This window comes from Pedobacter alpinus (assembly GCF_042684645.1).
In the GTDB taxonomy this organism is placed as follows: Bacteria; Bacteroidota; Bacteroidia; order Sphingobacteriales; family Sphingobacteriaceae; genus Pseudopedobacter; species Pseudopedobacter alpinus.
The window spans coordinates 1-24,225 of sequence record NZ_JBHULV010000015.1 but is presented as its reverse complement, the minus strand read 5'-3'; the positions used below and the strand labels follow the sequence as shown (position 1 = coordinate 24,225).

Annotated in this window: 17 protein-coding genes; 14 read left to right on the top strand and 3 right to left on the bottom strand. The window is 34.1% G+C overall.

Annotated elements, in window-relative coordinates; genetic code table 11:
- Window positions 1-3: 3 nt before the first annotated feature.
- The 14 genes from ACFSSE_RS05295 (at window position 4) to ACFSSE_RS05230 (ending at window position 17,998) form a co-directional block, all read left to right on the top strand.
- Window positions 4-2,106, top strand: a complete 2,103-nt coding sequence (locus tag ACFSSE_RS05295) for a penicillin-binding protein (RefSeq protein ID WP_379042266.1) — start codon at window positions 4-6, stop codon at window positions 2,104-2,106.
- Window positions 2,107-2,110: 4 nt separating this feature from the next.
- On the top strand, window positions 2,111-3,577 hold the full coding sequence (locus ACFSSE_RS05290) for a UDP-N-acetylmuramoyl-L-alanyl-D-glutamate--2,6-diaminopimelate ligase (protein ID WP_379042268.1): 1,467 nt from the start codon (window positions 2,111-2,113) through the stop codon (window positions 3,575-3,577).
- 12 nt (window positions 3,578-3,589) lie between these two features.
- Window positions 3,590-4,888: a phospho-N-acetylmuramoyl-pentapeptide-transferase gene (gene mraY / locus ACFSSE_RS05285; protein ID WP_379042270.1), complete on the top strand. Its 1,299-nt coding sequence runs from the start codon at window positions 3,590-3,592 to the stop codon at window positions 4,886-4,888.
- Between the two features lie 57 nt (window positions 4,889-4,945).
- On the top strand, window positions 4,946-6,340 hold the full coding sequence (gene murD, locus ACFSSE_RS05280; RefSeq protein WP_379042272.1) for a UDP-N-acetylmuramoyl-L-alanine--D-glutamate ligase: 1,395 nt from the start codon (window positions 4,946-4,948) through the stop codon (window positions 6,338-6,340).
- 2 nt (window positions 6,341-6,342) lie between these two features.
- A complete protein-coding gene (locus ACFSSE_RS05275; RefSeq protein WP_379042273.1) occupies window positions 6,343-7,515 on the top strand; it encodes an FtsW/RodA/SpoVE family cell cycle protein in 1,173 nt (390 codons plus the stop codon).
- 88 nt (window positions 7,516-7,603) lie between these two features.
- Entirely contained in the window at window positions 7,604-8,707 is a 1,104-nt protein-coding gene (gene murG, locus ACFSSE_RS05270; protein WP_379042275.1) for an undecaprenyldiphospho-muramoylpentapeptide beta-N-acetylglucosaminyltransferase, read from the top strand.
- Window positions 8,707-10,062: a UDP-N-acetylmuramate--L-alanine ligase gene (gene murC, locus ACFSSE_RS05265; protein WP_379042296.1), complete on the top strand. Its 1,356-nt coding sequence runs from the start codon at window positions 8,707-8,709 to the stop codon at window positions 10,060-10,062. Before murG ends, murC begins: the two co-directional genes overlap by 1 nt.
- A complete protein-coding gene (locus ACFSSE_RS05260; RefSeq protein WP_379042277.1) occupies window positions 10,055-10,924 on the top strand; it encodes a cell division protein FtsQ/DivIB in 870 nt (289 codons plus the stop codon). Before murC ends, ACFSSE_RS05260 begins: the two co-directional genes overlap by 8 nt.
- Before the next feature lies 1 nt (window position 10,925).
- Window positions 10,926-12,275, top strand: coding sequence for a cell division protein FtsA (ftsA, locus tag ACFSSE_RS05255; RefSeq protein WP_379042279.1), 1,350 nt, complete (start codon window positions 10,926-10,928; stop codon window positions 12,273-12,275).
- Window positions 12,276-12,400: 125 nt separating this feature from the next.
- Window positions 12,401-14,062 carry a cell division protein FtsZ gene (gene ftsZ / locus ACFSSE_RS05250; RefSeq protein ID WP_379042281.1) on the top strand — a complete coding sequence of 554 codons (1,662 nt, stop codon included), beginning with the start codon at window positions 12,401-12,403 and terminating at the stop codon, window positions 14,060-14,062.
- Window positions 14,063-14,217: 155 nt separating this feature from the next.
- Window positions 14,218-15,459 carry an aminotransferase class I/II-fold pyridoxal phosphate-dependent enzyme gene (locus ACFSSE_RS05245; RefSeq protein WP_379042283.1) on the top strand — a complete coding sequence of 414 codons (1,242 nt, stop codon included), beginning with the start codon at window positions 14,218-14,220 and terminating at the stop codon, window positions 15,457-15,459.
- Between the two features lie 260 nt (window positions 15,460-15,719).
- On the top strand, window positions 15,720-17,288 hold the full coding sequence (locus ACFSSE_RS05240) for an N-acyl-D-amino-acid deacylase family protein (protein ID WP_379042285.1): 1,569 nt from the start codon (window positions 15,720-15,722) through the stop codon (window positions 17,286-17,288).
- Between the two features lie 55 nt (window positions 17,289-17,343).
- On the top strand, window positions 17,344-17,655 hold the full coding sequence (locus ACFSSE_RS05235) for a type II toxin-antitoxin system HigB family toxin (RefSeq protein WP_379042287.1): 312 nt from the start codon (window positions 17,344-17,346) through the stop codon (window positions 17,653-17,655).
- Window positions 17,639-17,998: a helix-turn-helix domain-containing protein gene (locus tag ACFSSE_RS05230; protein ID WP_379042289.1), complete on the top strand. Its 360-nt coding sequence runs from the start codon at window positions 17,639-17,641 to the stop codon at window positions 17,996-17,998. Before ACFSSE_RS05235 ends, ACFSSE_RS05230 begins: the two co-directional genes overlap by 17 nt.
- Window positions 17,999-18,074: 76 nt before the next feature.
- Here ACFSSE_RS05230 and ACFSSE_RS05225 read toward each other — a convergent pair whose 3' ends face one another.
- The 3 genes from ACFSSE_RS05225 to ggt form a co-directional block, all read right to left on the bottom strand.
- Window positions 18,075-19,952, bottom strand: coding sequence for an OmpA family protein (locus ACFSSE_RS05225; protein WP_379100778.1), 1,878 nt, complete (start codon window positions 19,950-19,952; stop codon window positions 18,075-18,077).
- A gap of 116 nt (window positions 19,953-20,068) precedes the next feature.
- Window positions 20,069-21,652, bottom strand: a complete 1,584-nt coding sequence (locus tag ACFSSE_RS05220; RefSeq protein WP_379042292.1) for an ice-binding family protein — start codon at window positions 21,650-21,652, stop codon at window positions 20,069-20,071.
- Between the two features lie 818 nt (window positions 21,653-22,470).
- Window positions 22,471-24,147: a gamma-glutamyltransferase gene (ggt, locus tag ACFSSE_RS05215; protein WP_379042294.1), complete on the bottom strand. Its 1,677-nt coding sequence runs from the start codon at window positions 24,145-24,147 to the stop codon at window positions 22,471-22,473.
- Between the last annotated feature and the right edge of the window lie 78 nt (window positions 24,148-24,225).

Genomic DNA, 24,225 nt, shown 5'->3' with positions numbered 1-24,225 from the left:
AAAATGAATATCAGAACCAATATTCTTTTAAGAGCGTATGCAGCCTTTGGGCTCATCATACTTTTTGCTGTAGCTGTAGTTGCAAAAATGCTTCATGTGCAAGTGGTACAAGGAGATAAGTACAGAGCAATGGCTGATAGCCTAAGTACAAAATATGCCGAGGTTGAAGCATCAAGAGGAAATATTTATTCTATTGATGGCAGTTTGTTAGCTACATCTGTTCCTGAGTATGATATCAGAATGGATCTTATGGCTGGTGGAATAGAAGATAACGATGTTTTTTACAGTAAAGTAGATTCTTTAGCAGCTAAGCTATCTAATTATTTTAAAGATAAATCTGAGAGTGAATATTCAAGAGCTTTAAGAAATGCAAGGCAAGATAAACAGCGTTATTTTTTAGTAAAAAGAAATATCAGTTATCAAGATTTAAAAGCACTTAAAAAGTTCCCAATATTCAATTTAGGGAGATATAAAGGTGGGATGATTGCTGTGCAGGAGAATAAAAGGATTTTGCCTTTTAGAGATTTAGCATACAGAACTATTGGTTACTATAACATGAAATCTAATACCACTGTGGGCCTTGAAGGTGCTTACGGGGATTATATTAATGGTGAAAGTGGTAAAAGATTAGTTCAAAGAATTGCTGGTGGTGTTTGGATGCCTGTTAATGATGATGCAGAAATTGCTCCAAAAGCTGGTGCCGATATCATCTCAACCATTGATGTTAATATGCAAGATTTGGCTCAAAATGCTTTGAAAAAGCAATTGATAAAATCTGCTGCAGATTTTGGTTGTGTGTTGGTAATGGAAGTGAAAACGGGTGAAATTAAAGCCATTGCAAATTTTACCAAAGTAGGAGAAGACGAATATAAAGAAACCTACAATTATGCAATTGCACAGAGCGCAGAACCTGGTTCTACCTTCAAATTAGCATCATATATGGTGGCTATGGACGACGGTAAATTTGGAGTAAATGATATTATGGACACAGAAGGTGGCAATTATAAGCTTTACCGTCACACTATAAGAGATCATGAAAATGAGGGTGTTATACCCATGAAAGTGGCTTTTGAAAGATCATCTAACGTTGCAATTGTAAAACAGATTTATAAAAATTACAAAGATAATCCTGATGAGTTTACCAGCAAACTACATGATTTGCATTTAGGCGAAAAATTAGGTTTACAAATATCAGGAGAGGGAACGCCATTAATTAAAACTACAAAAAGCAAATCGTGGAGCGGTTTAACCCTGCCACAAATGGCTTATGGTTACGAGTTAAAAATGACTCCAATCCAAATTTTAACGCTTTATAATGCGGTTGCTAATAATGGTAAAATGATAGCGCCATTATTTGTACATGAAATTAGAAGGTTAGGTAATACAGTTGAGCTTTTTAAAGCTCGCGTAATTAAAGATAAAATTTGTTCTGATAATACTTTAAACCTGTTAAAAGAAATGTTAGAAGGTGTGGTTGAAGAAGGTACAGCAAGTACCATCAATAATCCGCTATATAAAATTGCAGGTAAAACAGGTACAGCGCAAGTTGCCGATGGGGCAAATGGATACAAGGGCAAAAGGAAATATCAAGCTTCTTTTTGTGGCTACTTTCCTGCTGATAACCCAAAATATTCAATGATTGTTGTAGTGCAAAACCCAACAAAAGGTTCTTATTATGCAGCATCTGTTGCTGGGCCAGTTTTTAGAGAAGTTGCCGATGTTGTTTTTGGTAGCGATTTAGAAATGGATAACCAAAGCAAAATACCACAGTTAGTAGGTAATACAAGAATGCCAGAGGTGAAAGGAAAGTATAAAAAATCTACCCAAAATGTTTACAAAGCTTTTGGCGTAAAGGCATTATTGGCTTCTAACAATCAAGAAGAATTAGGTATTGATACCAATAGTGGCATAGCGTATAAAGAGGTGAAAATGAATAAAGGTTTAGTTCCTAATGTGGAAGGCATGGGTTTAAAAGATGCTTTATATGTTTTAGGAAATTCAGGTTTATCGCCAGTTGTAAAAGGAAAAGGAGAGGTTAAAACACAGTCTTTAATAGCTGGAACACCAATTTATAAAGGAACAAGAATATTAATAGAATTAGAATAATTAAGTGGCAGTATTAAAAGATATATTATACGGAGTTGCTTTAGAGCATGTGGTAGGTTCTACAGATGTAGAGGTTACTGCTGTGCATTTTGATTCGAGAAAAGTAGCTGAAGGCAGTTTGTTTGTAGCTATAAAAGGAACTGTATCTGATGGGCATCTTTTTATAAAAACAGCTATTGATAAAGGTGCTAAAGTTATTGTATGTGATACTTTGCCAAATGCTTTTGAAGATAGTATTATATATGTTAAAGTTGCTGATGCCGGAAAAGCGTTAGGTATTATGGCTGCTAATTTTTATCAGCAACCATCAAAAAAAATAAAATTAGTAGGTATTACAGGTACAAATGGCAAAACCACAGTTGCTACATTACTTTATAAATTATTTAGAGAATTAGGTTTTAAAGTAGGCTTAATTTCTACGGTTGAAAATCAAATTAACGATAAAATAATTCCATCAACACATACCACACCAGACCCAATTGCATTAAATATTTTATTAAATGACATGGTGATTTTAGGTTGCGATTATTGTTTTATGGAAGTAAGCTCTCATGCAATTGCACAACACCGTATAGAAGGTTTAACTTTTACAGGAGGAATTTTTACCAATATTACTCATGATCACCTTGATTTTCACTTAACGTTTGATAACTACATTAAAGCTAAAAAAGCATTTTTTGATGGTTTAAATAAATCGGCTTTTGCATTAACCAATACTGATGATAAAAACGGGATGGTCATGTTGCAAAATACAGCTGCTCATAAAAAAACTTACGGTTTAAAAACCCTTGCAGATTTTAAAGCAAAAATCATAGAAAATCAGTTTTCGGGTTTACACTTAGATATTGATAATCAAGAGGTTTATTTTAAACTAGTTGGCAGCTTTAACGCTTCAAATTTATTGGCAGTTTATGGTGCTGCTTTATTGCTAGATCAAGATAAAACAAAAGTACTTACCATTTTAAGTAAGCTTAACGGCGCCGAAGGAAGATTTGATTACATCATTTCTCCAAATGGTATTATTGGCATTGTTGATTATGCACATACACCAGATGCGATTGAGAACGTATTAAGTACAGTTGATAACATTAGGTCTAAAACTGAAACTGTAATTACCATAATTGGTTGCGGTGGCGATAGAGACAAAACCAAACGCCCATTAATGGCGCAAACTGCTTGCGATTGGAGCGATAAAGTGATTTTAACTTCTGATAATCCTCGAACAGAAAATCCTGAGCAAATAATTAAAGAAATGCAGGTTGGTGTGTCGCCAGTTAACCAAAAAAAGGTGCTTTCAATTACTGATAGAAAAGAGGCGATAAGAACTGCTTGCCATTTAGCTAAACCTGGTGATATTATTTTAATTGCCGGTAAAGGACATGAAAAGTATCAAGAAGTAAACGGAGTAAGAACTCATTTTGACGATAAAGAAATACTAGCTGATTGTTTTATCCAATTAGGTTCAAATTAATTTAAAGGGAATATGTTATACCATCTTTTCAATTATTTAGACAAACAATTCGACTTTCCAGGGGCGGGTGTTTTTCAATTTATCTCTTTTAGAGCTGGTATGGCTATGATTCTTTCATTGGTGATAACTACCGTTTACGGGAACCGCTTAATAAATTATTTAAGGTATAAACAAGTTGGCGAAACAGTAAGAAACTTAGGTTTAGACGGGCAAGTTCAAAAGCAAGGTACGCCTACAATGGGGGGCTTAATAATTATTGCTGGCGTACTTATACCAACTATACTTTTAGCAAGGTTAGAAAATATTTATATCATTTTAATGATTGTTACCACCGTTTGGATGGGTTGTATTGGTTTCTTAGATGATTATATTAAAGTATTCAAAAAGAACAAAGAAGGTTTAGCAGGTAGGTTTAAAATTGTTGGTCAGGTAGGTTTGTCTTTAGTGGTAGGTTGGACCATGTTTTTTCACCCTGGTATTTTGGTGCGTCAAACCATTAGCGAAGTTCCGTCAATTGTTAAAAATGAAAAATTACCTGTTGGTGGCTTTAAAGAAGAAATTATTAATGAAAAAGGCGAACGTTTAATTAGGGTAGAAAAGAGTAATGGAGTTTATTACGCTAAAGATGTAAAATCAACCATTACAAATATTCCTTTTTATAAAAACAATGAGTTTGACTACGCTAAAGTTTTAAAATTTTTAGGAGACGATTATCAAAAGTACTCATTGGTGGTTTTTCTGCTGTTTGTTATTGTTATTATAACTGCGGTATCAAATGGGGCAAATATTACGGATGGTATTGATGGTTTAGCCACAGGAACTTCCGCTATTATTGGTATTACGTTAGCACTATTAGCATACGTTTCTGGTAACACCATCATAGCCGATTATTTAAAGATTATATATATCCCAAATTCAGGCGAGCTGGTGATTTTTGCGGCTGCTTTTGTGGGTGCTTGTATTGGTTTTTTATGGTATAATGCTTATCCAGCTCAGGTTTTTATGGGCGATACTGGTAGTTTAACCATTGGTGGTATCATCGCTGTATTTGCCATTATGATTCGTAAAGAATTATTGATACCTATTTTATGTGGTGTGTTTTTAATAGAAAACCTATCAGTAATTATACAAGTAAGCTGGTTTAAATACACCCGCAAAAAACACGGAGAAGGTAGGCGTGTTTTCTTAATGTCGCCATTGCACCATCATTTTCAAAAGAAAGGATACCACGAATCTAAAATTGTAAGTCGTTTTTGGATAGTAGGAATCATATTGGCCATCATAACCATTGTAACACTGAAATTGAGATAAGATTAAAATCAAGACACAAGAATCAAGACACAAGAATCAAGGCACAAGAATCAAGACATGAATAGTAATCCCCAAAATATTCCACACAGCGCTCCCTCTCCTTTGGAGAGGGCTGGGGTGAGGCTCGTCATATTAGGCGCAGGCGAAAGCGGAGTTGGTGCAGCTATTTTGGCGCAGCAAAAAGGCTTTGATGTTTTTGTGTCTGATTTCGGAATCATTAAAGAGGATTACCAAGCAGAACTGAAAAAATATGCTATTCCTTTTGAATCTGAAAAACATACAGAAGAATTAATTTTAAATGCAAACGAGGTTATAAAAAGCCCAGGAATTGCAGATAAAGTTGCCATTATTCAAAAATTAAAGGCATTAAGTGTTCCAATTATATCAGAGATAGAATTTGCTGCTCGCTACACCACAGCAAAGTTGGTGTGCATTACTGGTTCAAACGGTAAAACCACTACAACTTTATTAACCTACCATATTTTAAAAGCAGCAGGTTTAAACGTTGGTTTAGCTGGCAATATTGGTAACAGCTTTGCAAAACAAGTTGCTCAAGAAAATTTTGATACTTACGTTTTAGAGCTGAGTAGTTTTATGTTGGATGATATGTTTGCCTTCAAAGCAGACATCGCCATCTTATTAAACATCACTCCAGATCATTTAGATAGATATGATTACCAAATGGCTAATTATGTAAAATCTAAATTTAGGATAACGCAAAATCAAACTTCGGCAGATCATTTTATTTATTGCGATGACGATGCCGAAATAAAAAATTATATGGCTACGGCCGATATTAAAAGTCAAAAACACCCTTTTTCTATTGAACATAAAGTAGAAAATGGAGCTTATTTAAACGCCGAAAATCTAATGATAAATCTCACTAATACCCACCAATTCGATATGACAATTAACGACCTAGCTCTGCAAGGTAAGCACAACACTTACAACTCTATGGCTTCTGGTATAGCTGCTAAAATTCTTGAACTAAGAGAAGGTACCATCCGCGAAAGCATGGGAAGCTACAAAAATATCGAACACCGGTTAGAATTTGTAGCCAATATATCGGGTATTACTTTTATTAACGATTCTAAGGCAACAAATGTAAATTCTGTTTGGTATGCCTTAGAAAGTATTAATACAGATGTTGTTTTAATTATGGGTGGTGTAGATAAAGGAAATGATTACAACATGTTAAAAGATTTAGTAAAGCAAAAAGTAAAAGCTATTATTTGCTTAGGTAAGGATAATAAAGCTTTGCATAACGCTTTTGAAGATGAGGTTGAGATAATGGTAAATACTTTTTCGGCAAGTGAAGCTGTAGAAATTGCTTATCATTTGGCTAAAAAAGGAAGTACAGTTTTATTGTCTCCGGCTTGTGCAAGTTTTGATTTATTTAAAAATTACGAAGATAGGGGCAATCAGTTTAAAGCAGCAGTAAAAGAACTTTAATAATGATAAATACAATACTAAACCAAACAAAAGGTGATAGATGGATTTGGCTCATCATCATACTACTGTCTATGATTTCTGTTTTAGCGGTTTATAGTGCTACAGGTACTTTAGCTTATAAAAAAGGAGTAGGGTCAGAGTCTTTGATGATGAAACACTTTCTGTTTATAGTTTTAGGTTTTGTATTAATTTATTTTGCGCATTTACTCAACTACCGCTACTACGCCGGAATTTCAAAAATTCTAATGGTGGTAACCATTCCTTTATTAGTTTACACCCTTGTTTTTGGTAGCCACGTTAACGAGGCAAGTAGGTGGATAGCTATCCCAGGTACTGGTTTAACTTTTCAAACTTCCGATTTAGCAAAATTGGCTTTAATTACCTATTTAGCAAGAACTTTAACCAAACAACAAACAAATATTAAGGATTTTAAAACTACCGTTTTATGGCTTTTATTGCCAATGGGAACAATATTTTTATTGATAGCTTACGCCAATTTATCAACAGCTATGATGCTTGCAGGCGTGGGTGTTTTGGTATTATTAATTGGCAGGGTTAGCTTTAAACAAATAAGCGTTGTTGGCGGCGGATTACTTATTTTATTGTTGGTAGTGGTTTTATTAGGTCCACGTCGTGGAGTTTATATTTCAAGGGTAAAATCTTATTTGCATCCAGAAATGCAAAATTCTGATAAAACGTTTCAACAAAACCAAGCTAAAATAGCAGTTGCAGCTGGTGGTTTTTTTGGTAAAGGTCCAGGTAATAGTACACAACGAAACTTTTTACCTCATCCATATTCAGATTTTATTTTTGCAATTATAATTGAAGAATATGGCTCATTTGGCGGCGCTTCAATTGTGTTTTTGTATATTTTACTCATGTATAGAATCATAAAAATTGTAACACAAGCACCAAAAGCATTTGGTGCATTATTAGCTGCTGGTTTAGGTTTTAGTTTAACCATACAAGCCTTAGCAAATATGGCTGTTGCAGTTAATTTGTTTCCAGTAACAGGTGTGCCATTACCATTGGTGAGCATGGGCGGAACATCAATTTTATTTACAAGCGTAGCTTTCGGTATTATATTATCGGTGAGTAAAGATATAGAAGATAACAAAGCCCATAGTGGTAATGAAGAAAAGATAATTGTAGGAGAAATACCAGCGATGGGGTAAGGAATAATGATAGATGGAGAGAATGATTCAAGGATAGAATAGATTAATCATTCATTCAAAATTCTTTCATTCAAAATTAAATTAAGCGATGGCAAAAAGAATAATCATAAGTGGTGGCGGAACCGGAGGACATATCTTCCCTGCTATTGCTATTGCCAATGCGTTAAAGAAAATTGACGATAAAACAGAAATTTTATTTGTTGGTGCAAAGGGGCGTATGGAGATGGAAAAAGTTCCGGCTGCAGGTTATTCAATTATAGGTTTAGATATTCAGGGTTTTCAAAGAAGTTCATTGTTAAAAAATGTGTTTCTTCCATTTAAAATAATTGGCAGTATTTTAAAATCTTTGTCAATTATAAAGAATTTTAAACCCGATGCGGTAGTTGGAGTTGGTGGTTATGCATCAGGACCATTATTGTATGCAGCATCACTTAAAAAAGTGCCATACCTCATACAAGAACAAAATTCTTATGCGGGTATAACTAATAAATATTTGGGTAAAAATGCCGAGAAAGTTTGTGTAGCTTTTGATAACATGCAAGCTTTTTTTAAAGCAGATAAATTGATAAAAACCGGTAACCCAGTAAGGGAAAATGCAATTGATGTTATTGGAAAAAGACAAGAAGCAATGGATTTCTTTGAATTGGATAGCACAAAAAAAACAGTTTTAGTTGTTGGTGGTAGTCTTGGTGCTGGTACTTTAAATAACAGCATGATGGCAGGTTTAAGTACTTTCCAAAGTGCAGATGTGCAATTAATATGGCAAACAGGTAAGTATTATTACAAAAGTATAATAGAAAGATACGGTAATCAACCAAAAGATAACGGAATAAGAATTTATGAATTTTTAAACCGTATGGATTTGGCTTTTGCTGCAAGTGATGTAATTATATCAAGAGCGGGAGCTGGCACCATTGCTGAACTTTGTTTAGTAAATAAACCAGTAATATTAGTGCCATCGCCAAATGTTGCAGAAGACCATCAAACAAAAAATGCAAACGCTTTGGTTAGTAAAAAAGCAGCTGTTTTAATAGCTGATAAACATGCAGAGTCTGAGTTGGTAGATCAAACTTTAAAGCTATTGAGCGATAAAGAATTGATGGACAATTTGATAAGAAATATAGCAGCTTTAGGCCTGCCTAATGCGGATGAACAAATAGCTAAAGAAGTAATTAAAATAGCAAACCAATGATGAATTTAAACGATATTAAACGAGTGTACCTTATCGGGATTGGCGGTATTGGTATGAGCGGCTTGGCTCGTTATTTTCATTTAAAAGGATTTGTTGTTTGCGGGTATGATAAAACCGTAACCCCATTAACGGAAGCTTTATCAACCGAAGGTATTTGCATCAGCTATATAGATGATAGCAGTTTAATTCCCATATCGTTTCAAGAAAATGCGGTAGAAACTTTGATAATTTATACCCCAGCTATTCCAAAAAATAGCGAAGTGTTAAATTACTTTATCAATAAAGGCTTTAAGCTGTATAAAAGGTCACAAGTTTTAGGGATACTATCAAAAGACTCTTTTACTGTTGCGGTTGCAGGTACACATGGTAAAACCACTACAAGTACTTTAGTGGCTCATTTATTAAAGGTTGGTGGTATAAATTGTTCTGCTTTTTTAGGTGGCATTTCATCTAATTACAATACCAATTTGCTAATTGGCACAAGCAATGTAATGGTAGTTGAGGCTGATGAGTATGATCGTTCTTTTTTAACATTGCATCCAAATATAGCAGCAATAACTTCTATGGATGCAGATCATTTAGATATTTATGGAGCCGAAGAGCAATTGCATGAATCTTTTAAGCTTTTTGCAAACCAAGTAAAAGAAGGTGGGAAGTTAATTTATAGAGAGGGCTTGCCTTTAAACAATGGTGAAACTTACGGCATATCAACAACTGCAATTGCAAAAGCATTAAACGTGAGGATAGAAAATGGTACATTCTTCTTCGATTTCCAAAATAATGATATACTTCTTAAAGATTTAGAATTAGGCTTACCTGGGCAACACAATGTAGAAAACGCTGTTGCGGCAGTAGAAATTGCCTTTCAAATGAATATTGAACAAAGTTTAATTAGAGCTGGTTTAGCTTCGTTTACTGGTGTTAAAAGAAGATTTGAATATCAGGTGAAAACAGCAAATCATATTTATATTGATGATTATGCACATCATCCAGAAGAATTAAGGGCTTGCTTTTTAGCAGTTAGGTCTTTATATCCAAACAAAAAATTAACAGTTGTTTTTCAGCCTCATTTATTTACCAGAACAAGAGATTTTTTAGGTGCTTTTGCAGAAGTTTTAAACACGGCAGACCAATTATTGCTATTAGACATTTACCCAGCCAGAGAATTACCTATAGAAGGGATTAGCAGCAATACTTTAGCAGCTAAAATGGATGCAAAGAAAGTTTTGGTTTGTGGAAAACAGGAAGCATTGAAATTAATAGATAACCAAAAACCCGAACTACTTTTGACGGTTGGTGCGGGAGATATAGATACGCTTGTTTTACCATTTAAAAATATGCTAAACAATGCTTAAAAAAATAAAGTGGAAACTTGTTTTTATTTGCTTTGCTTGGGTAGTTAGCTTAAGTGGCTTGGTGGTTTTAATGGGTTTTATTGAAGTAAAAAAAGCGGAAAATACTTGCAATAAAGTTCAAGTGATTTTGCCTGGTAACCAATTTTTTATTGAAAGGGCAGAAGTTGACGAAATTTTAAACCGCAAGAACGGATTATTGATTGGTAGAAGATTAAGCAATATCAATATCCAAGATTTGGAAAACAGGTTAAAAGCAAACCCTTTTATAGAGTATGCAAAAGTTTTTATTGATATGGATGGAATTATCCATGCAGAAATAAAGCAAAGAGTACCTGTGGTACGAATATTGAATATGGCGGGTCAGGATTTTTATATAGACCAAAATGGATTAAAAGTGCCATTGTCTGATCATTTTACAGCAAGAGTATTGGTTGCAAACGGTAAAATAACTGAGGGATTTAGTGGTAAGGTTGATACTTTAAGAACTAAAACCGCTAAAGATTTGTATCAAGTGGCAAAATATATTAGTGCAGATTCTTTATGGAATGATCAAATAGTACAAGTATATGTAAATGATATAAAAGATTTAGAATTTGTACCAAGGGTAGGCAATCAACAAATCATTTTTGGAGACGCCTCATTTTTAGAAGAGAAATTTAGAAACCTGATGATTTTTTATAAAAAAGCAATTCCAATGGTAGGTTGGGATACTTATAGCACTATCAACTTAAAGTTTAAAGGGCAAATTGTTTGCGAGCGTAGAGACTCTACCATCATCAAGCAAAAGCTAAAACAAATTAAGGTAGATAGCCTACAAAATATTAATACAGAAATACAAGATTCAACAAAAAATATACGCTGACATGGAAAAAGGTATAACTAAGCAGTCAAAAAGTTCGTCAATTGTAGTCGGTTTAGATATCGGTACAACCAAAATATGTGTCATTATTGGCCGTAGAAACGAGCATGGTAAAATTGAAGTTTTAGGCTTAGGTAAAGCAGAGTCTGCTGGGGTTACCCGCGGCGTAGTCTCTAATATTGCTAAAACAGTAAAAGGTATTTTACAAGCGGTAGAAGAGGGTAGTTCGCAATCAAATGTTGATGTTAAAATAGTAAACGTAGGTATTGCAGGGCAGCATATTAAAAGTTTGCAACACCGCGGAATTTTAACGCGTAAAGATTTAAGCAACGAAATTTCTAAAAGAGATATTGACCGCTTGATAGACGATATGTATAAACTAGCAATGAGTCCGGGCGAAGAAATTATACATGTTTTACCTCAAGAATTTACTGTTGATAACGAGCCAGGAGTTAAAGACCCAATTGGGATGGCTGGGGTTCGTTTAGAAGCAAATTTCCATATCATAACGGGGCAAGTAACTGCTATTAAAAATATTATGAAATGTGTGGTTCAAGGGAACTTAGAAACACAAGATTTAATTTTAGAGCCATTAGCTTCTTCAGAATCTGTATTAAGCGAAGAAGAAAAAGAAGCAGGTGTTGTACTTGTTGATATAGGTGGTGGTACTACTGATGTTGCTATTTTCCATGAAGGCATCATCCGTCATACTGCGGTTATTCCATTTGGTGGTAATAGCGTAACCGAAGATATTAGAGAGGGATGTGCGGTAATGCGTAACCAAGCAGAACTTTTAAAAGTGAAATTCGGATCGGCTTTAGCACAAGAAAATAAAGACAACGAGATTATTTGCGTACCGGGTTTACGTGGAAGAGAGCCAAAAGAAATTTCGGTTAAAAACTTAGCCAACGTTATAGAGGCTCGCATGGAAGAAATTATAGACCATGTGCATTATGAGATTAAATCTTCTGGATATGAAAAGCGTTTAATTGGAGGTATTGTGGTAACTGGTGGTGGTGCATTATTAAAGCACTTACCACAATTAATAGAATACGTTACAGGTTTAGATTGCCGTGTTGGCTACCCTAATGAACATTTAGCTAAAAATGAAACTTTACCAAAAAACGTTTACGAAGATTTAAAAAGTCCAATGTATGCAACAGGTATTGGTTTATTGATAAAAGGAATAGAAAAAGTAGAATCTGAGTATTATAAAGATAACCAAGTGGTGAAAACTGTAGATACACCACAAGAATCAAGTGCCAAAAAGAACCGTGGTTTGTTTGCAGCATTGTTAGATGGAACAAAGAAATTCATCAAAGACGATATCTCAGATCAAGATTTTTTAAAATAATTTTCAACAAAACATAAGTTTTCCACACAATTAACATTTGTGGATAACTTATGTGGAAAATTATTTAATATTACAAGAGGATATAAATCGATCATAATAAAAATTAACAACTGATTATTAAGGATATGCAGTTCGAAATGTTAAAAGAAAAATCATCCATCATCAAAGTTATTGGTGTTGGGGGTGGCGGAGGTAACGCAGTTAACCACATGTACAGACAAGGAATCACTGGTGTTGATTTCATTATTTGTAATACAGATGCTCAAGCTTTAGAATTAAGCCCAATACCTAATAAAGTTCAATTAGGTGCAAGTTTAACTGAGGGAATGGGTGCTGGCTCTATACCAGAGGTGGGTAAAAACTCGGCGATTGAAAACATTGACGATGTAAAAGAGATGTTAGGTTCAAACACTCGTATGCTTTTTATTACTGCCGGAATGGGTGGTGGTACAGGTACAGGTGCTAGTCCAATCATCGCAAAAGCTGCAAAAGAACTTGATATCCTAACAGTTGCAATTATAACTACTCCATTTTCTTTTGAAGGTAAACGCAGAAGAATGCAAGCCGAAGAAGGTTTAGAAGAGTTAAAAAAATATGTAGATTCTTACCTAGTTATTTCAAATGATCGCTTGCGTGAAATATTCGGTAACCTAACTTTAGGCTCAGCTTTTGGTCAGGCCGATGATATTTTAACTACCGCAGCAAAAGGAATTGCAGAGATTATCACTGTACCCGGTTACATAAACGTCGATTTTAAAGATGTGCGTACCGTTATGAAAGAAAGCGGTGTTGCCATCATGGGTAGTTTTGCAGCCGAAGGCGAAAACAGAGCTTTAAAAGCAGTTGAAGGTGCTTTAGCTTCTCCATTATTAAAAGATAACGAGATTGAAGGTGCTAGATATATTTTACTAAATATCAGCTCCGGAGATAAAGAAGTTACCATGGATGAAGTAAGTATTATTACAGACTTTATTCAAGAACAAGCTGGCTTATCTGCCGATTTAATTTGGGGTAACTGTAGCGATCCAGAATTGAAAGATAATATATCAGTTACCATTATTGCTACCGGTTTCCAAACTTTAGAAGAAAGAGAGCAAACTAAACAGAGCGCTCCTAAAAAACAATTTTTAACTACCGATACGCCTCTTATTAGACCAATTAATGAGTTTTCTAAGAAACCAGCTCCAGTAGTTGAAGACGTAAGAGAAGAAAGAGTTCAAGTTCCGGTTTATAAAACAGGAGAGCAAGCAGCAACTCCTCCAGCAGATTTATTTGCTGATATGTTTAAATCAACTCCTCAAAAACCAATAATTGAATCTCAGGCAGAAATTGTAAAACATCAATTATTTGAGTCAGAAAAGGAAGAAGAAACTGACGATGCAGAAGATACTTTTGGTTTTAACCTAAAATTTTCTGAGCCAGAAGTATTTACTCCTTTAAATAGCTTAGAAGAAGAGGAAGAAAACGAAGAAGTTCAATCTTTTCAACAACCTCAACAAGAAATTATTGCGAGTGTAGATGAGTATAAAACAGATGAATCTATGGAAGAGCAATTGAGAAAATCTAAAGAACGTATTTTACGTTTAAAAGACTTAAGTATGAAATTGCGCTCTACTTCTGGTTTACAAGAATTAGAAAATGAACCCGCTTACAAAAGAAAGCAGATGCAACTAAAAGAAGTTCCTCATTCCTCAGAATCTCAAGTTTCAAGATTTACATTAACCAGTGAGGATGGACAAACTGAAATTCGTCCGAATAACTCTTTTTTACATGATAATGTAGATTAATAGAACATGATGTAAATAAGAAAGCCATTCCTTATAAAGAATGGCTTTCTTGTTAAAAAGGTATTACCACAAAAGTCACTTTTTGTTAATCATTTATAAAAAGCGTAAATTTGCAAGGTTTTTAAAATAAACGCAAAATAAAATAATATAAAATATTGGATATTTTTGAGAAGATAGCGAAAAACATGGGGCCTTTAGGTCAGCACCAAAAGTGGTCCCATGGATATTTTTCTTTTCCTAAATTGGAAGGAGAAATTGCCCCTCACATGAATTTTAGAGGGAAAGAACATTTGGTTTGGAGTTTAAATAATTATTTAGGTTTAGCAAATCATCCAGAGGTAAGAGCAGTAGATGCGCAAGCAGCGTTAGATTACGGAATGGCCTACCCAATGGGCGCCAGAATGATGTCTGGAAACTCTAACCACCACGAAGAATTAGAAAAATCTTTAGCAGAATTTACTGGTTTTGAAGATGCTTTTTTATTAAATTTTGGGTATCAAGGTATATTATCTGCCATTGATGCTTTAGTTGATAGAAATGATGTAATTGTTTACGATGCAGAATCACATGCTTGTATTATTGATGGCGTTCGTTTACACATGGGCAAACGTTATGTTTATTTACATAACGATATGGAGAGCCTTGAAAAACAATTGCAAAGAGCTACCAAATTAGCAGAAACAACTGGCGGTGGTATTTTAGTAATTACTGAAGGTGTATTTGGGATGTCTGGTGCGCAAGGTAAGCTAAAAGAAATTGTTGCATTAAAAGAGAAATACAGTTTCCGTATTTTAATTGATGATGCACATGGTTTTGGTACTATGGGTAAAACTGGTTCTGGCGCACATGAAGAGCAAGATGTTGTAAAAGGAATTGATGTTTACTTTGGTACTTTTGCAAAATCTATGGCTGGTATTGGAGCTTTTATTGCATCAAATGAAGAAATAACAAATTTCTTAAGATACAATATGCGTTCTCAAACATTTGCTAAATCTTTACCAATGCCTATGGTTATTGGTTTAAAAAAGAGATTAGAAATGTTAAGAACCAAACCAGAGTTAAAAGCTAAACTTTGGGAAATTGCAACTGCATTACAATCGGGCTTAAAAGCTAAAGGGTTTAATATAGGTACTACAAATTCTGTTGTAACACCAGTTTTCTTAAAAGGCGAATTAAGCGAAGCAACAGCAATTACTATGGATTTAAGAGAAAACTACGGTATTTTCTGTTCAATAGTTATTTACCCAGTAATACCAAAAGGTTTAATTATGTTAAGATTAATCCCTACTGCTATGCACACTTTAGAAGACGTTGATAGAACATTATCAGCATTTAGCGAAGTACGTGATAAACTTGAAAAAGGTTATTATAAAGATAAAAAAGAAGCAACAGTTTAAGTGCGTCTTTATCAATTAAAAGCGTCTCAGATTTAGGTTTGAGACGCTTTTTTATTTTTAACCTCAGCTCTATTATTACTACGAATCTATTTTTATCATTTGATTTAAAGTGTGAATATAAAATATAAGTATTCGACAATTAAATAATTTCTTAATCAATCAATAAAAAATATTCTATTATAAAAGTTTTTAGCCTTAAGCTTTGTGAATTTTGCTTTTAGCCTTAATATAAACTTATATTGCATAATAAATATTTAGCGATGAGATTTCTGTTTATACTTTCCATCTTTTTATTGCTCAACCTAAGTTTAAAAGCCCAGCAATACGATGTTATTTTTAAAAATGCAAAAGTATTAGACGGTACAGGAAACAGTTGGTACAGAGCAGATGTTGCTACAAAAGGTAATTTAATAACTAAAATTTCTCCTAATATTATTGCAAAAGCAAAGCAAGTAATTGATGTTAATGGATTGTTTCTTACTCCGGGTTTTATAGATGTGCATACACATATTGAAAACGATGAAGAGAAAACACCTACTGCAAATAGTTTTATTTACGATGGTGTTACAAGTGTAATAACTGGTAATTGCGGTTCATCAGAAGTTAATATTAAAAAGTATCTTAATTATGTAGATTCTGTTCGTTTATCTATTAATGTTGGTGTTTTAATTGGGCATAATAGTGTGCGTAAAGCGGTAATAGGAAGAGCAAACAGAGAACCAAATCCTCAAGAATTGCAACAAATGAAAACCATAGTTAGTCAAGCAATGCAAGATGGCGCAATGGGACTTTCTACTGGTTTAATTTATATACCTGGAACTTATACCAAAACAGATGAGATAATCGAATTAGCTAAAGTAGTTGCTCCGCATAACGGATTATACGCAACCCACATGCGAAGCGAATCTGGTAAAGTTAAAGAAGCTATTAATGAAGCAATAACAGTAGGAGAAGCAGCTGGTATTCCAGTACAAATTTCACATTTTAAAATAGGAGGGAAGCAAAATTGGGGACAAAGCGACCAAACTTTAGCTTTGGTAAAGCAAGCAAGGTTAAAAGGTTTAGATGTAACCATTGATCAATATCCATATACAGCTAGTAACACATCCATCAGTACTTTATTGCCAGATGATGTTTTGGCAGATGGACAGGATTCTCTAATTGCCCGATTAAATAATCCTAAAATAAAAGAGAAAGTAGTTAGAGAAATGCTATCAAGTTTGAAATCAAAAACATTAAAACATTATAATTATGCTGTAGTGGCTTATTACGCTCTAGACACTTCATATAATGGTAAAAGTATAGAAGAAATTAATTTAATGAAAGGTAGAAAACACAAAGCTAAAGCCGAAGTTGAAACCATTTTGGATATTATGAGAAATGGTGGAGCAGGAGCTGTTTTTCATGGGATGAGTGAAGATGACGTTAAAAATATAATGCAATATCCTTTTAATATGCCAGCCTCTGATGCGGGGATTAGAGAATTTGGCGCAGGAATCCCTCACCCAAGAGGGTATGGCACTAATGCTCGAGTTTTAGGGAAATATGTAAGGGAAGAAAAAGTAATAAGTTTAGAAGAAGCGGTTAGAAGAATGACTTCCTTGCCTGCCCAAAAATTCCAAATTAAAGACCGTGGTTTAATTAAAGAAGGGATGAAAGCAGATATTGTAGTTTTTGATGCTGATAAAGTAATTGATTTATCAACTTATGCAAAACCTCATGCTTTATCAACCGGATTTAAACATGTAATGGTAAACGGAAGGCTAACTTTGGAAAATGGAGTGCATAATAGGGTGAGGAATGGGGTGGCTTTGAGGCATGAGGAATAATCGTAAAATAAAATTGGAATTGTTACCAAAATGGTAATATATTTGTTTTTGAAAGATGAGAGTTATTGCAAAGAAAATTTTAGTGACATTTTTTATAAAGCATGCCTCCGCAAAAGCAAATTTAGAAGCATGGTTTCTAGAGATTTCTGAATCAGATTGGAGCAAACCAGAAGATGTTATAAAAGATTACCCAACAGCAGATGTAATTACAGGAAAAAGAATTGTTTTTAATATTAATGGCAATCATTATAGATTAATTGTAGATATTGAATTTAAATTAAGATTGGTATTTATAGTTTGGGTAGGCACTCATGCTGCTTACGATAAAATTAATGTAAAGGAGGTAAAATATGTTGAAAGTAATTAAAACTGAAACGGAGTATGAAGATGCTTTGTCTCATATATATGATTTATTGCAAAAGGATTTAGGTCAAAACACTGCAGAATATGACGAGTTAGAAGTGCTTTCTTTATTGATTGAACATTACGAAAAGGAACATTATCCAATTTCATCCCCATCACCAATAGAGGCCATCAAATTCAGATTAGAACAGTTAGGGAAACCCACATCGGAACTTACTGAAATATTAGGAGCTAGAAGCAGGCAATCTGAGATATTGAGTGGGAAAAGAAAACTGAGTTTAGCAATGATTAGAAAACTTAATGAGATTTTAGGTATTCCAGCTCAGAGCTTGATAGCTGATTATTAAAAAAGGCGAGCCTAAACTCGCCTTTTTAATCAAACCTAATTTTACTGAAATTAACCTTCAGTTTTTTTATTAGAAATTAGTTAGTTGGAACAATATCTATAATTACTGTTCTGTTATAAAAACGTTCTTCTGGTGTGCTGTTATCAAATGGTGCTTTATTAGGGTCTTCTCCAAAGCCAAAAGTTTCAAATTTCACTTTAGTTTTACCAGCACTTTTTAAGGCTTTTTCTAAGATTCTTTGCGCTTCCATTGCTCTATCGTTAGATAAATTGTTGTTATAATCTTCGTTACCAATCATATCTGTATGGCCATGAATAATTACTGTTGAACCATCAGAAATTAAAGGAACAACGCTTTCATTTAAGAATTTCTCATAAGAAGCAATAGTTTTTGTTTTATCAAAATTGAACAAAATACTATAACGGTATCCTTTTGCCCCCATATCTGTTTGGCGCATTAAATGCACTTTAGCTTCTTTACTAACGGCTTTTCCGCTTTTAGTAGTCCCGTTCATGGTTATGGTGTAATCACCCATGTTGCGCTCGCCAAGTATTGTTTTACCAGCTACACTTTCTTTGTCTCTGGTGTAAGGGCCATAAGTTTGGGTAGTACCATTTTCGTCTTTAGTAGTAATGGTATAAGTTTTTAATAAACTACTTGCTCCGCCTACGTTAAAAATCAAATGGCTATCTAAAGGATCTTCTAAATCAGAAACTATCATTACTGGTTTCATCATTCCGCCACCAACTTCTAATGCCAATTCTGGCGAAGAGCTAGTAATATCTACTCTTCTATCTCCTTCTCTTAATAAAGCTAATTCTTTGCTTCCGCCTAATTGTTCGGATGGAACTAGAGGTTTAGTACGACCCTGAGTTGCAATTCTGTTGCCATTTATCCCGAAATTAGAAACCCAATATTGTTTAATCTCTTCGGCAAATAAAGTACCCTCTGCAGCGCCATTTGCTGATGCACCACTTAAATTAATATTTGAATTAGGATTAGCTCTCAACCTATCTCCAATAATATTAAGTATGTTATGGTAAACATTTAATTGTCTTGCAGAACGGCCTGTCATGTTACTATTAACTGCTTTTTGTAACTGATCTTCTTTAAAGTTTGAAGCATTATTGGCATTTAATTGTATGTATCTGTTAGGGATAGTTGTAGAACCTTCATCAAAAAACACATAATTTAACAACGGTAAAGTTTCGCTTACTTCGCGTTTTAAAAGGATTGTTTTTGGAGCTCTAACTGTAAAGTCAACCTCTCTATTAGGAACAATAACTGAGTTGTCTTTTACAGCTTCAATTTTAGAGCCTTTTCCAAGTTTAATGGCTACACCGGCTCTAACTGTTGAAATTGATAAGCTTTCAATTGTTCTGGGGTCTTGCCCAAAGTATGGATGGTAAGATATAAAAGGAGCAAGTACAACTTTTGTTGCGCTTGTAGGATTAGTAATTGCATAATCATATCCTAAACCCACCTGACCAGAGAATATAGTTTTTTTAACTGCACTAAATTCTCCTGATCTATCTTGTTGCTGTAGCTGAGTGTACTCATAATCTTTGCTTAAATTAAAGGCAGCTCTTGGTCCTGCAAAAAGAAATAAATTAGAAGCAGTACCTAAATTTACACGTAAGCTAGGTTCAATTGCAACGTAAGAAAGCTTAGAGTTTAAAGTTGCAGGGCAGTCGCAAGGTGCAATAACGTCATCAAACTTTCCTCCACGGCCATCATAAGCAATATTTAATATTGCCCCAAAAACTTTTTTTGGATTGTATTCTGCTAAAATAGAACCGTACGGTCTAAAATCAGTGCCTTTATGAAAAGCTGTTGGAACAAAATAAGTATTATCTAACCTTTGTGTTGTTCCTGTTAAGTAATTTAAATTTCCAGCTGCCGATACTCCAAACATCCAGTTTTGCGCATTTGCAGTGTTAATTGCTAACATCATTGTTAAAGAACAAACAATGCTTTTAGTTATAAATTTATAATTGAGTTTCATGTTATATTTTATGTAAGGGTGAGTAAATAACTCCATAACCAAAAGCTACGGAGTTAAATAAATAATTAAGGATTAATGATTGTGGTACCAGCTTGTAAAGTAATTGCTGTTTGCGCTAGTAATCTACCTTTTACTTGAGTGCCTGTGTTTACAGAGATTAGCGTTTTACTTAATATAATTCCACTAAAATCTACTGTAGTACCTAATAATGCACTAGTTTTTACCACCCAAATTATGTTTTTTGCTTGAACGTTTGGACCTAGTATGATTTTAGCCGCATTATTGGCAATTAAATTCTGATCTATTTGAAAAACCCAAGTGTCATTTGCATTTCCGTTCAATCTTAATTCGCCTGTTATAGAAACATTTGTAGACCATTTGTATAATCCTGGTGCTAAAGTTTGTCCGTTGCCTAATAAACCGGCAGATAATTCTGTTACAGGAGCAGGTGCTACTAATCCCATGGCTGTATTATAAGCAGTTTCCATATCACTTACAGCAGTAGTTAAAAATATTGGATCAATTACTCTACATGGAGGACCAGCCGCATCAACAGTAAATATACTTCCACTTACATCGGCACAATTTAACCCTACAATTGCAGTACCTGTAATTGGACTTACACCAATGTTACCCACCACTTTTGCTGATGGTACAGCTGATATTCCAGATTTAGATAAGGAAGTAAAAGTTCCGGCATATCCAAGTTGAACCAAGCCTGGGCCAACACCATTACCCGCCGGGGTTAATGTGAAGTTTGCTACTATATTTTTATTAGAATTTACATTTATAGTTAATGGATTTACAGCACTAGTTACATCTCCACTCCATCCTGTAAAACTATATCCTGCACTTGGTATTGCGGTAATTGTTGCCGGTGTATTAGGGTCATAAGCACCAGTTCCGTTAGTAGAACCTCCTGCTATTGGATTAGATGAAAGAACTACAGCAAATTTACCAACTGCAACAGGAATAAAGTTAGCGGTTAATGTTCTGTTGCCATCCATTTTAAATTGATAGCTGGCATTTGTTGATGCGATACTATTATTAGTATTCGTCCAGTTTTTAAAAATAAACCCAGTATTTGGAGTAGCGTTTACGGTAACATTAGAACCTTGATTAAAGTCTCCGGCTCCTGTAAAAGTACCTCCATTTGCCGGGCTTCCTGTGATGGAAATTCTTGGTAAGGTGGTAAATGTCCATACAAAATTATTTTGTAATGCTGTACGTAAGGTATCTCTAGCGCCAGTTGTGATGGTTCCGGTGTAAGTTTTGAAAGGATCTAAATTAACATCAGGTTTAAAAGTAAAAACTGCGTTATTAGCCGTTGGCGCAACAGTACCAGAAATATTGTTGTTGCCATCATTGATAAGAAAAGTAGTTTTGCTGATGCTTGTGGCGTTCATTGCGGTGTTAAAAGTTGCTGTAACTAAATCGTTTACAGCAATATCTACCGCTTTATTTGCTGGGTTAGTAGTTACAGTTGGGCATAAGCCAACAATCTCTCCAGTGTAATCATCTTTTTTACAGCCTGAAATGAAAATTCCAAACAACAGCAAAAATGTGCCTATAATTTGGAATGTTTTAAATGAACTTTTGTTTTTGAATAGTGTTAAACTATCAAAATTTAAAGTAGTTTTTTTGTTCATGATTTTGAGTTAAGTGTGTTTGTAATTAATTCCCGTTTGTGAGAAACGTTAGGTCTTAAAATTGGCATGTATGCAAATCCAGTGCTTATTTAATTTTGATATTAAGCATCTGTTTAAAAAGAGTTACTTTTCTATTTAAATACCCTGTTTAAATGGTGTCTGGTTATTTAATTATTTAGTTAATCTTAATTTATGAATAGTAAACTTCATCTTATTCAAGTTTAATTTATAGGTCAATAAGTAGATTATTATTTGGTTTTTGACCTTTAATTAGGAATAAGTGTAGGTTTATTTATTATTATTTAAATTATAATTCTGATTATAACAAAAAATTAGAAACATTATTTTGAATCTTATTGGTTGTTTGAGATAAGTATAGAAATAGTTGCTGGATGAATAAACTTTTTAAAAATGATTATTAAGCTATTTTAGATAGAAAGGAATTCACCTATATTTTTCTATTGATTATTAGAACCTGTTTAAAATTTCTCTATTAATATGTTTATGCTTACCGTCAAACGTTGGTCTGGATTTTTGGCTACAAAAGATTCGAAGTGACATTTTGTTTTATCAAATTTCTAATGCGTAATCTGGGTTTAAACAAAGCACATGGAGGAGTTTCAAAAGTTACATTATCAAACTTAAAGGAGAATTTTAATGTCGATGAAATTTCAGCGAGATTAGATGTCGCTTGACGCCTAAAATTAGAATAAGGTTTTAAGGCTATAAAAAAGGATATTTTAAAACACGAGAAATTTGATTTTGAAATTGACATGGATGGAGCAAACTACACTGTTTTTGCATTTACATGTTGCGGTTTAATAACCTGCTGTGGTGTCGTCTCCTCTTGGATCAGCGCCGCCTTGATAGCCTTTTTTAGTTTTCAATATCGCATCTACTCTGCCAATGTTTCCTCTTAGAGTAAGAACATAGCCTTTTTCTTTTAGCTTTTGTTGAGTTGCAACATCAAAAACATCTTCTTCTGTAAAAACCTCATCAGGTAACCACTGATGATGAAAGCGTTTTGAATTTACAGCCGTTTGCATATCCTGTTTAAATTCTATTACATTTAAAATCGTTTGAAAAACAGAAGTGATAATGGTTGAACCACCAGGTGTACCTAAAACCATAAACAGTTTTTTATCTTTTTCTATTATGGTTGGTGTCATGGAGCTTAGCATTCTTTTACCGGGTTCAATTTCATTCGCAGTACCACCTGTTACACCATACATATTAGGACTGCCAGCTTTTACAGAAAAATCGTCCATTTCGTTGTTTAATAAAAATCCAGCACCTTTAACTATAACCTTAGATCCGTAAGAACCATTTAAGGTTGTTGTAATTGAAACTGCATTTCCTTTTTTATCAACAATAGAAAAATGAGTAGTCTCTTCGCTTTCATTTATTAGCTCTCCTGGTTTTATATCGCTACTCAAAGTTGCTTTATCCCAATTCATATTTTCCATTCTCTTTTGCTGATAATCATAATTCAGCAAAGCATTTTGTGGGACTTTATAAAAATCTGGGTCGCCTAAATATTCAGAACGATCTGCGTAAACCCTTCTTGCTGCTTCTACCAATAACCTTACTGTCGAATCTTTATTTTGCCCCCATTTAGCAATTGGGTAAGGCTCAACTGAATGTAGCAATTGCATCAATGCGATTCCTCCACTTGAAGGTGGCGGCATAGTAATTAATGTATAATCCTTGTATTTACCAACTATTGGTTTTCGCCAAATGGATTGGTAGCTTTCTAAATCTTTTAAACTAATTATTCCTTGCTCTTTGTTCGTCTCTTTTACTATAAGTGCTGCAATTTCCCCTGCATAAAAGCCTGCCCTGCCTTCTGTTTTTATCAATTCTAAGGTATGTGCTAATTCTGGTTGCTTAAGTATATCTCCAGCTACCCATTTAGTGTTTTTAACCAAGTCTGTTCCTTCTGGATTATATTTTTCAAATATTTTTTTTTGTCCGTTTAATTCTTCTGCCTGGTCTTTAGTAACGGAGAAACCATTTTTAGCAAGGTTAATTGCAGGTTGCAAAACATTTTGCCAATTCAGTTTACCATATTTTAAATGAGCATTAACCATTCCATCAACAGTACCAGGTACACCACATGATAATCTGCCGTAAATACTTTTCTCTTTAATTGGATTACCAGAATTATCTAGATACATATCCTTATAAGCTTTAATTGGTGCTTTTTCTCTAAAATCTAAGGTGCTAGTAGCTCCTTTATAATCTCGGTAAACCATAAACCCTCCACCACCAATATTGCCAGCATTTGGATATACAACAGCTAAAGCAAATTGTACAGCCACCGCAGCATCTATTGCATTTCCTCCATATTTTAAAATTTCTAGTCCTACTTTTGAAGCTTCTGGATGGGCAGATACTACTAAGCCTTTTTTGTAAACAGGAATTGGACTTTGTAGCGCATAAGCAATATTTATTGTTACTAACAGTAACCAAAATGAAAGTGATAAATTTTTCATTATTATAAATTTATCATATCTGTCCGAACAATTTCCGATTTCGTAAAACGGAATTATTAACTAATTGATTTACAGTTA

Excerpts from the sequence above, each read along its gene's own strand:
- ftsA (WP_379042279.1), top strand. The coding sequence starts at position 10,926 with ATGGAAAAAGGTATAACTAAGCAGTCAAAAAGTTCGTCAATTGTAGTC.
- ggt (WP_379042294.1), bottom strand. The coding sequence starts at position 24,147 with ATGAAAAATTTATCACTTTCATTTTGGTTACTGTTAGTAACAATAAAT.
- ACFSSE_RS05240 (WP_379042285.1), top strand. The coding sequence starts at position 15,720 with ATGAGATTTCTGTTTATACTTTCCATCTTTTTATTGCTCAACCTAAGT.
- murG (WP_379042275.1), top strand. The coding sequence starts at position 7,604 with ATGGCAAAAAGAATAATCATAAGTGGTGGCGGAACCGGAGGACATATC.
- ftsZ (WP_379042281.1), top strand. The coding sequence starts at position 12,401 with ATGCAGTTCGAAATGTTAAAAGAAAAATCATCCATCATCAAAGTTATT.
- mraY (WP_379042270.1), top strand. The coding sequence starts at position 3,590 with ATGTTATACCATCTTTTCAATTATTTAGACAAACAATTCGACTTTCCA.
- ACFSSE_RS05235 (WP_379042287.1), top strand. The coding sequence starts at position 17,344 with ATGAGAGTTATTGCAAAGAAAATTTTAGTGACATTTTTTATAAAGCAT.
- ACFSSE_RS05275 (WP_379042273.1), top strand. The coding sequence starts at position 6,343 with ATGATAAATACAATACTAAACCAAACAAAAGGTGATAGATGGATTTGG.
- ACFSSE_RS05225 (WP_379100778.1), bottom strand. The coding sequence starts at position 19,952 with ATGATGTTAGCAATTAACACTGCAAATGCGCAAAACTGGATGTTTGGA.
- ACFSSE_RS05220 (WP_379042292.1), bottom strand. The coding sequence starts at position 21,652 with ATGAACAAAAAAACTACTTTAAATTTTGATAGTTTAACACTATTCAAA.
- murC (WP_379042296.1), top strand. The coding sequence starts at position 8,707 with ATGAATTTAAACGATATTAAACGAGTGTACCTTATCGGGATTGGCGGT.
- ACFSSE_RS05230 (WP_379042289.1), top strand. The coding sequence starts at position 17,639 with ATGTTGAAAGTAATTAAAACTGAAACGGAGTATGAAGATGCTTTGTCT.
- murD (WP_379042272.1), top strand. The coding sequence starts at position 4,946 with ATGAATAGTAATCCCCAAAATATTCCACACAGCGCTCCCTCTCCTTTG.
- ACFSSE_RS05295 (WP_379042266.1), top strand. The coding sequence starts at position 4 with ATGAATATCAGAACCAATATTCTTTTAAGAGCGTATGCAGCCTTTGGG.
- ACFSSE_RS05260 (WP_379042277.1), top strand. The coding sequence starts at position 10,055 with ATGCTTAAAAAAATAAAGTGGAAACTTGTTTTTATTTGCTTTGCTTGG.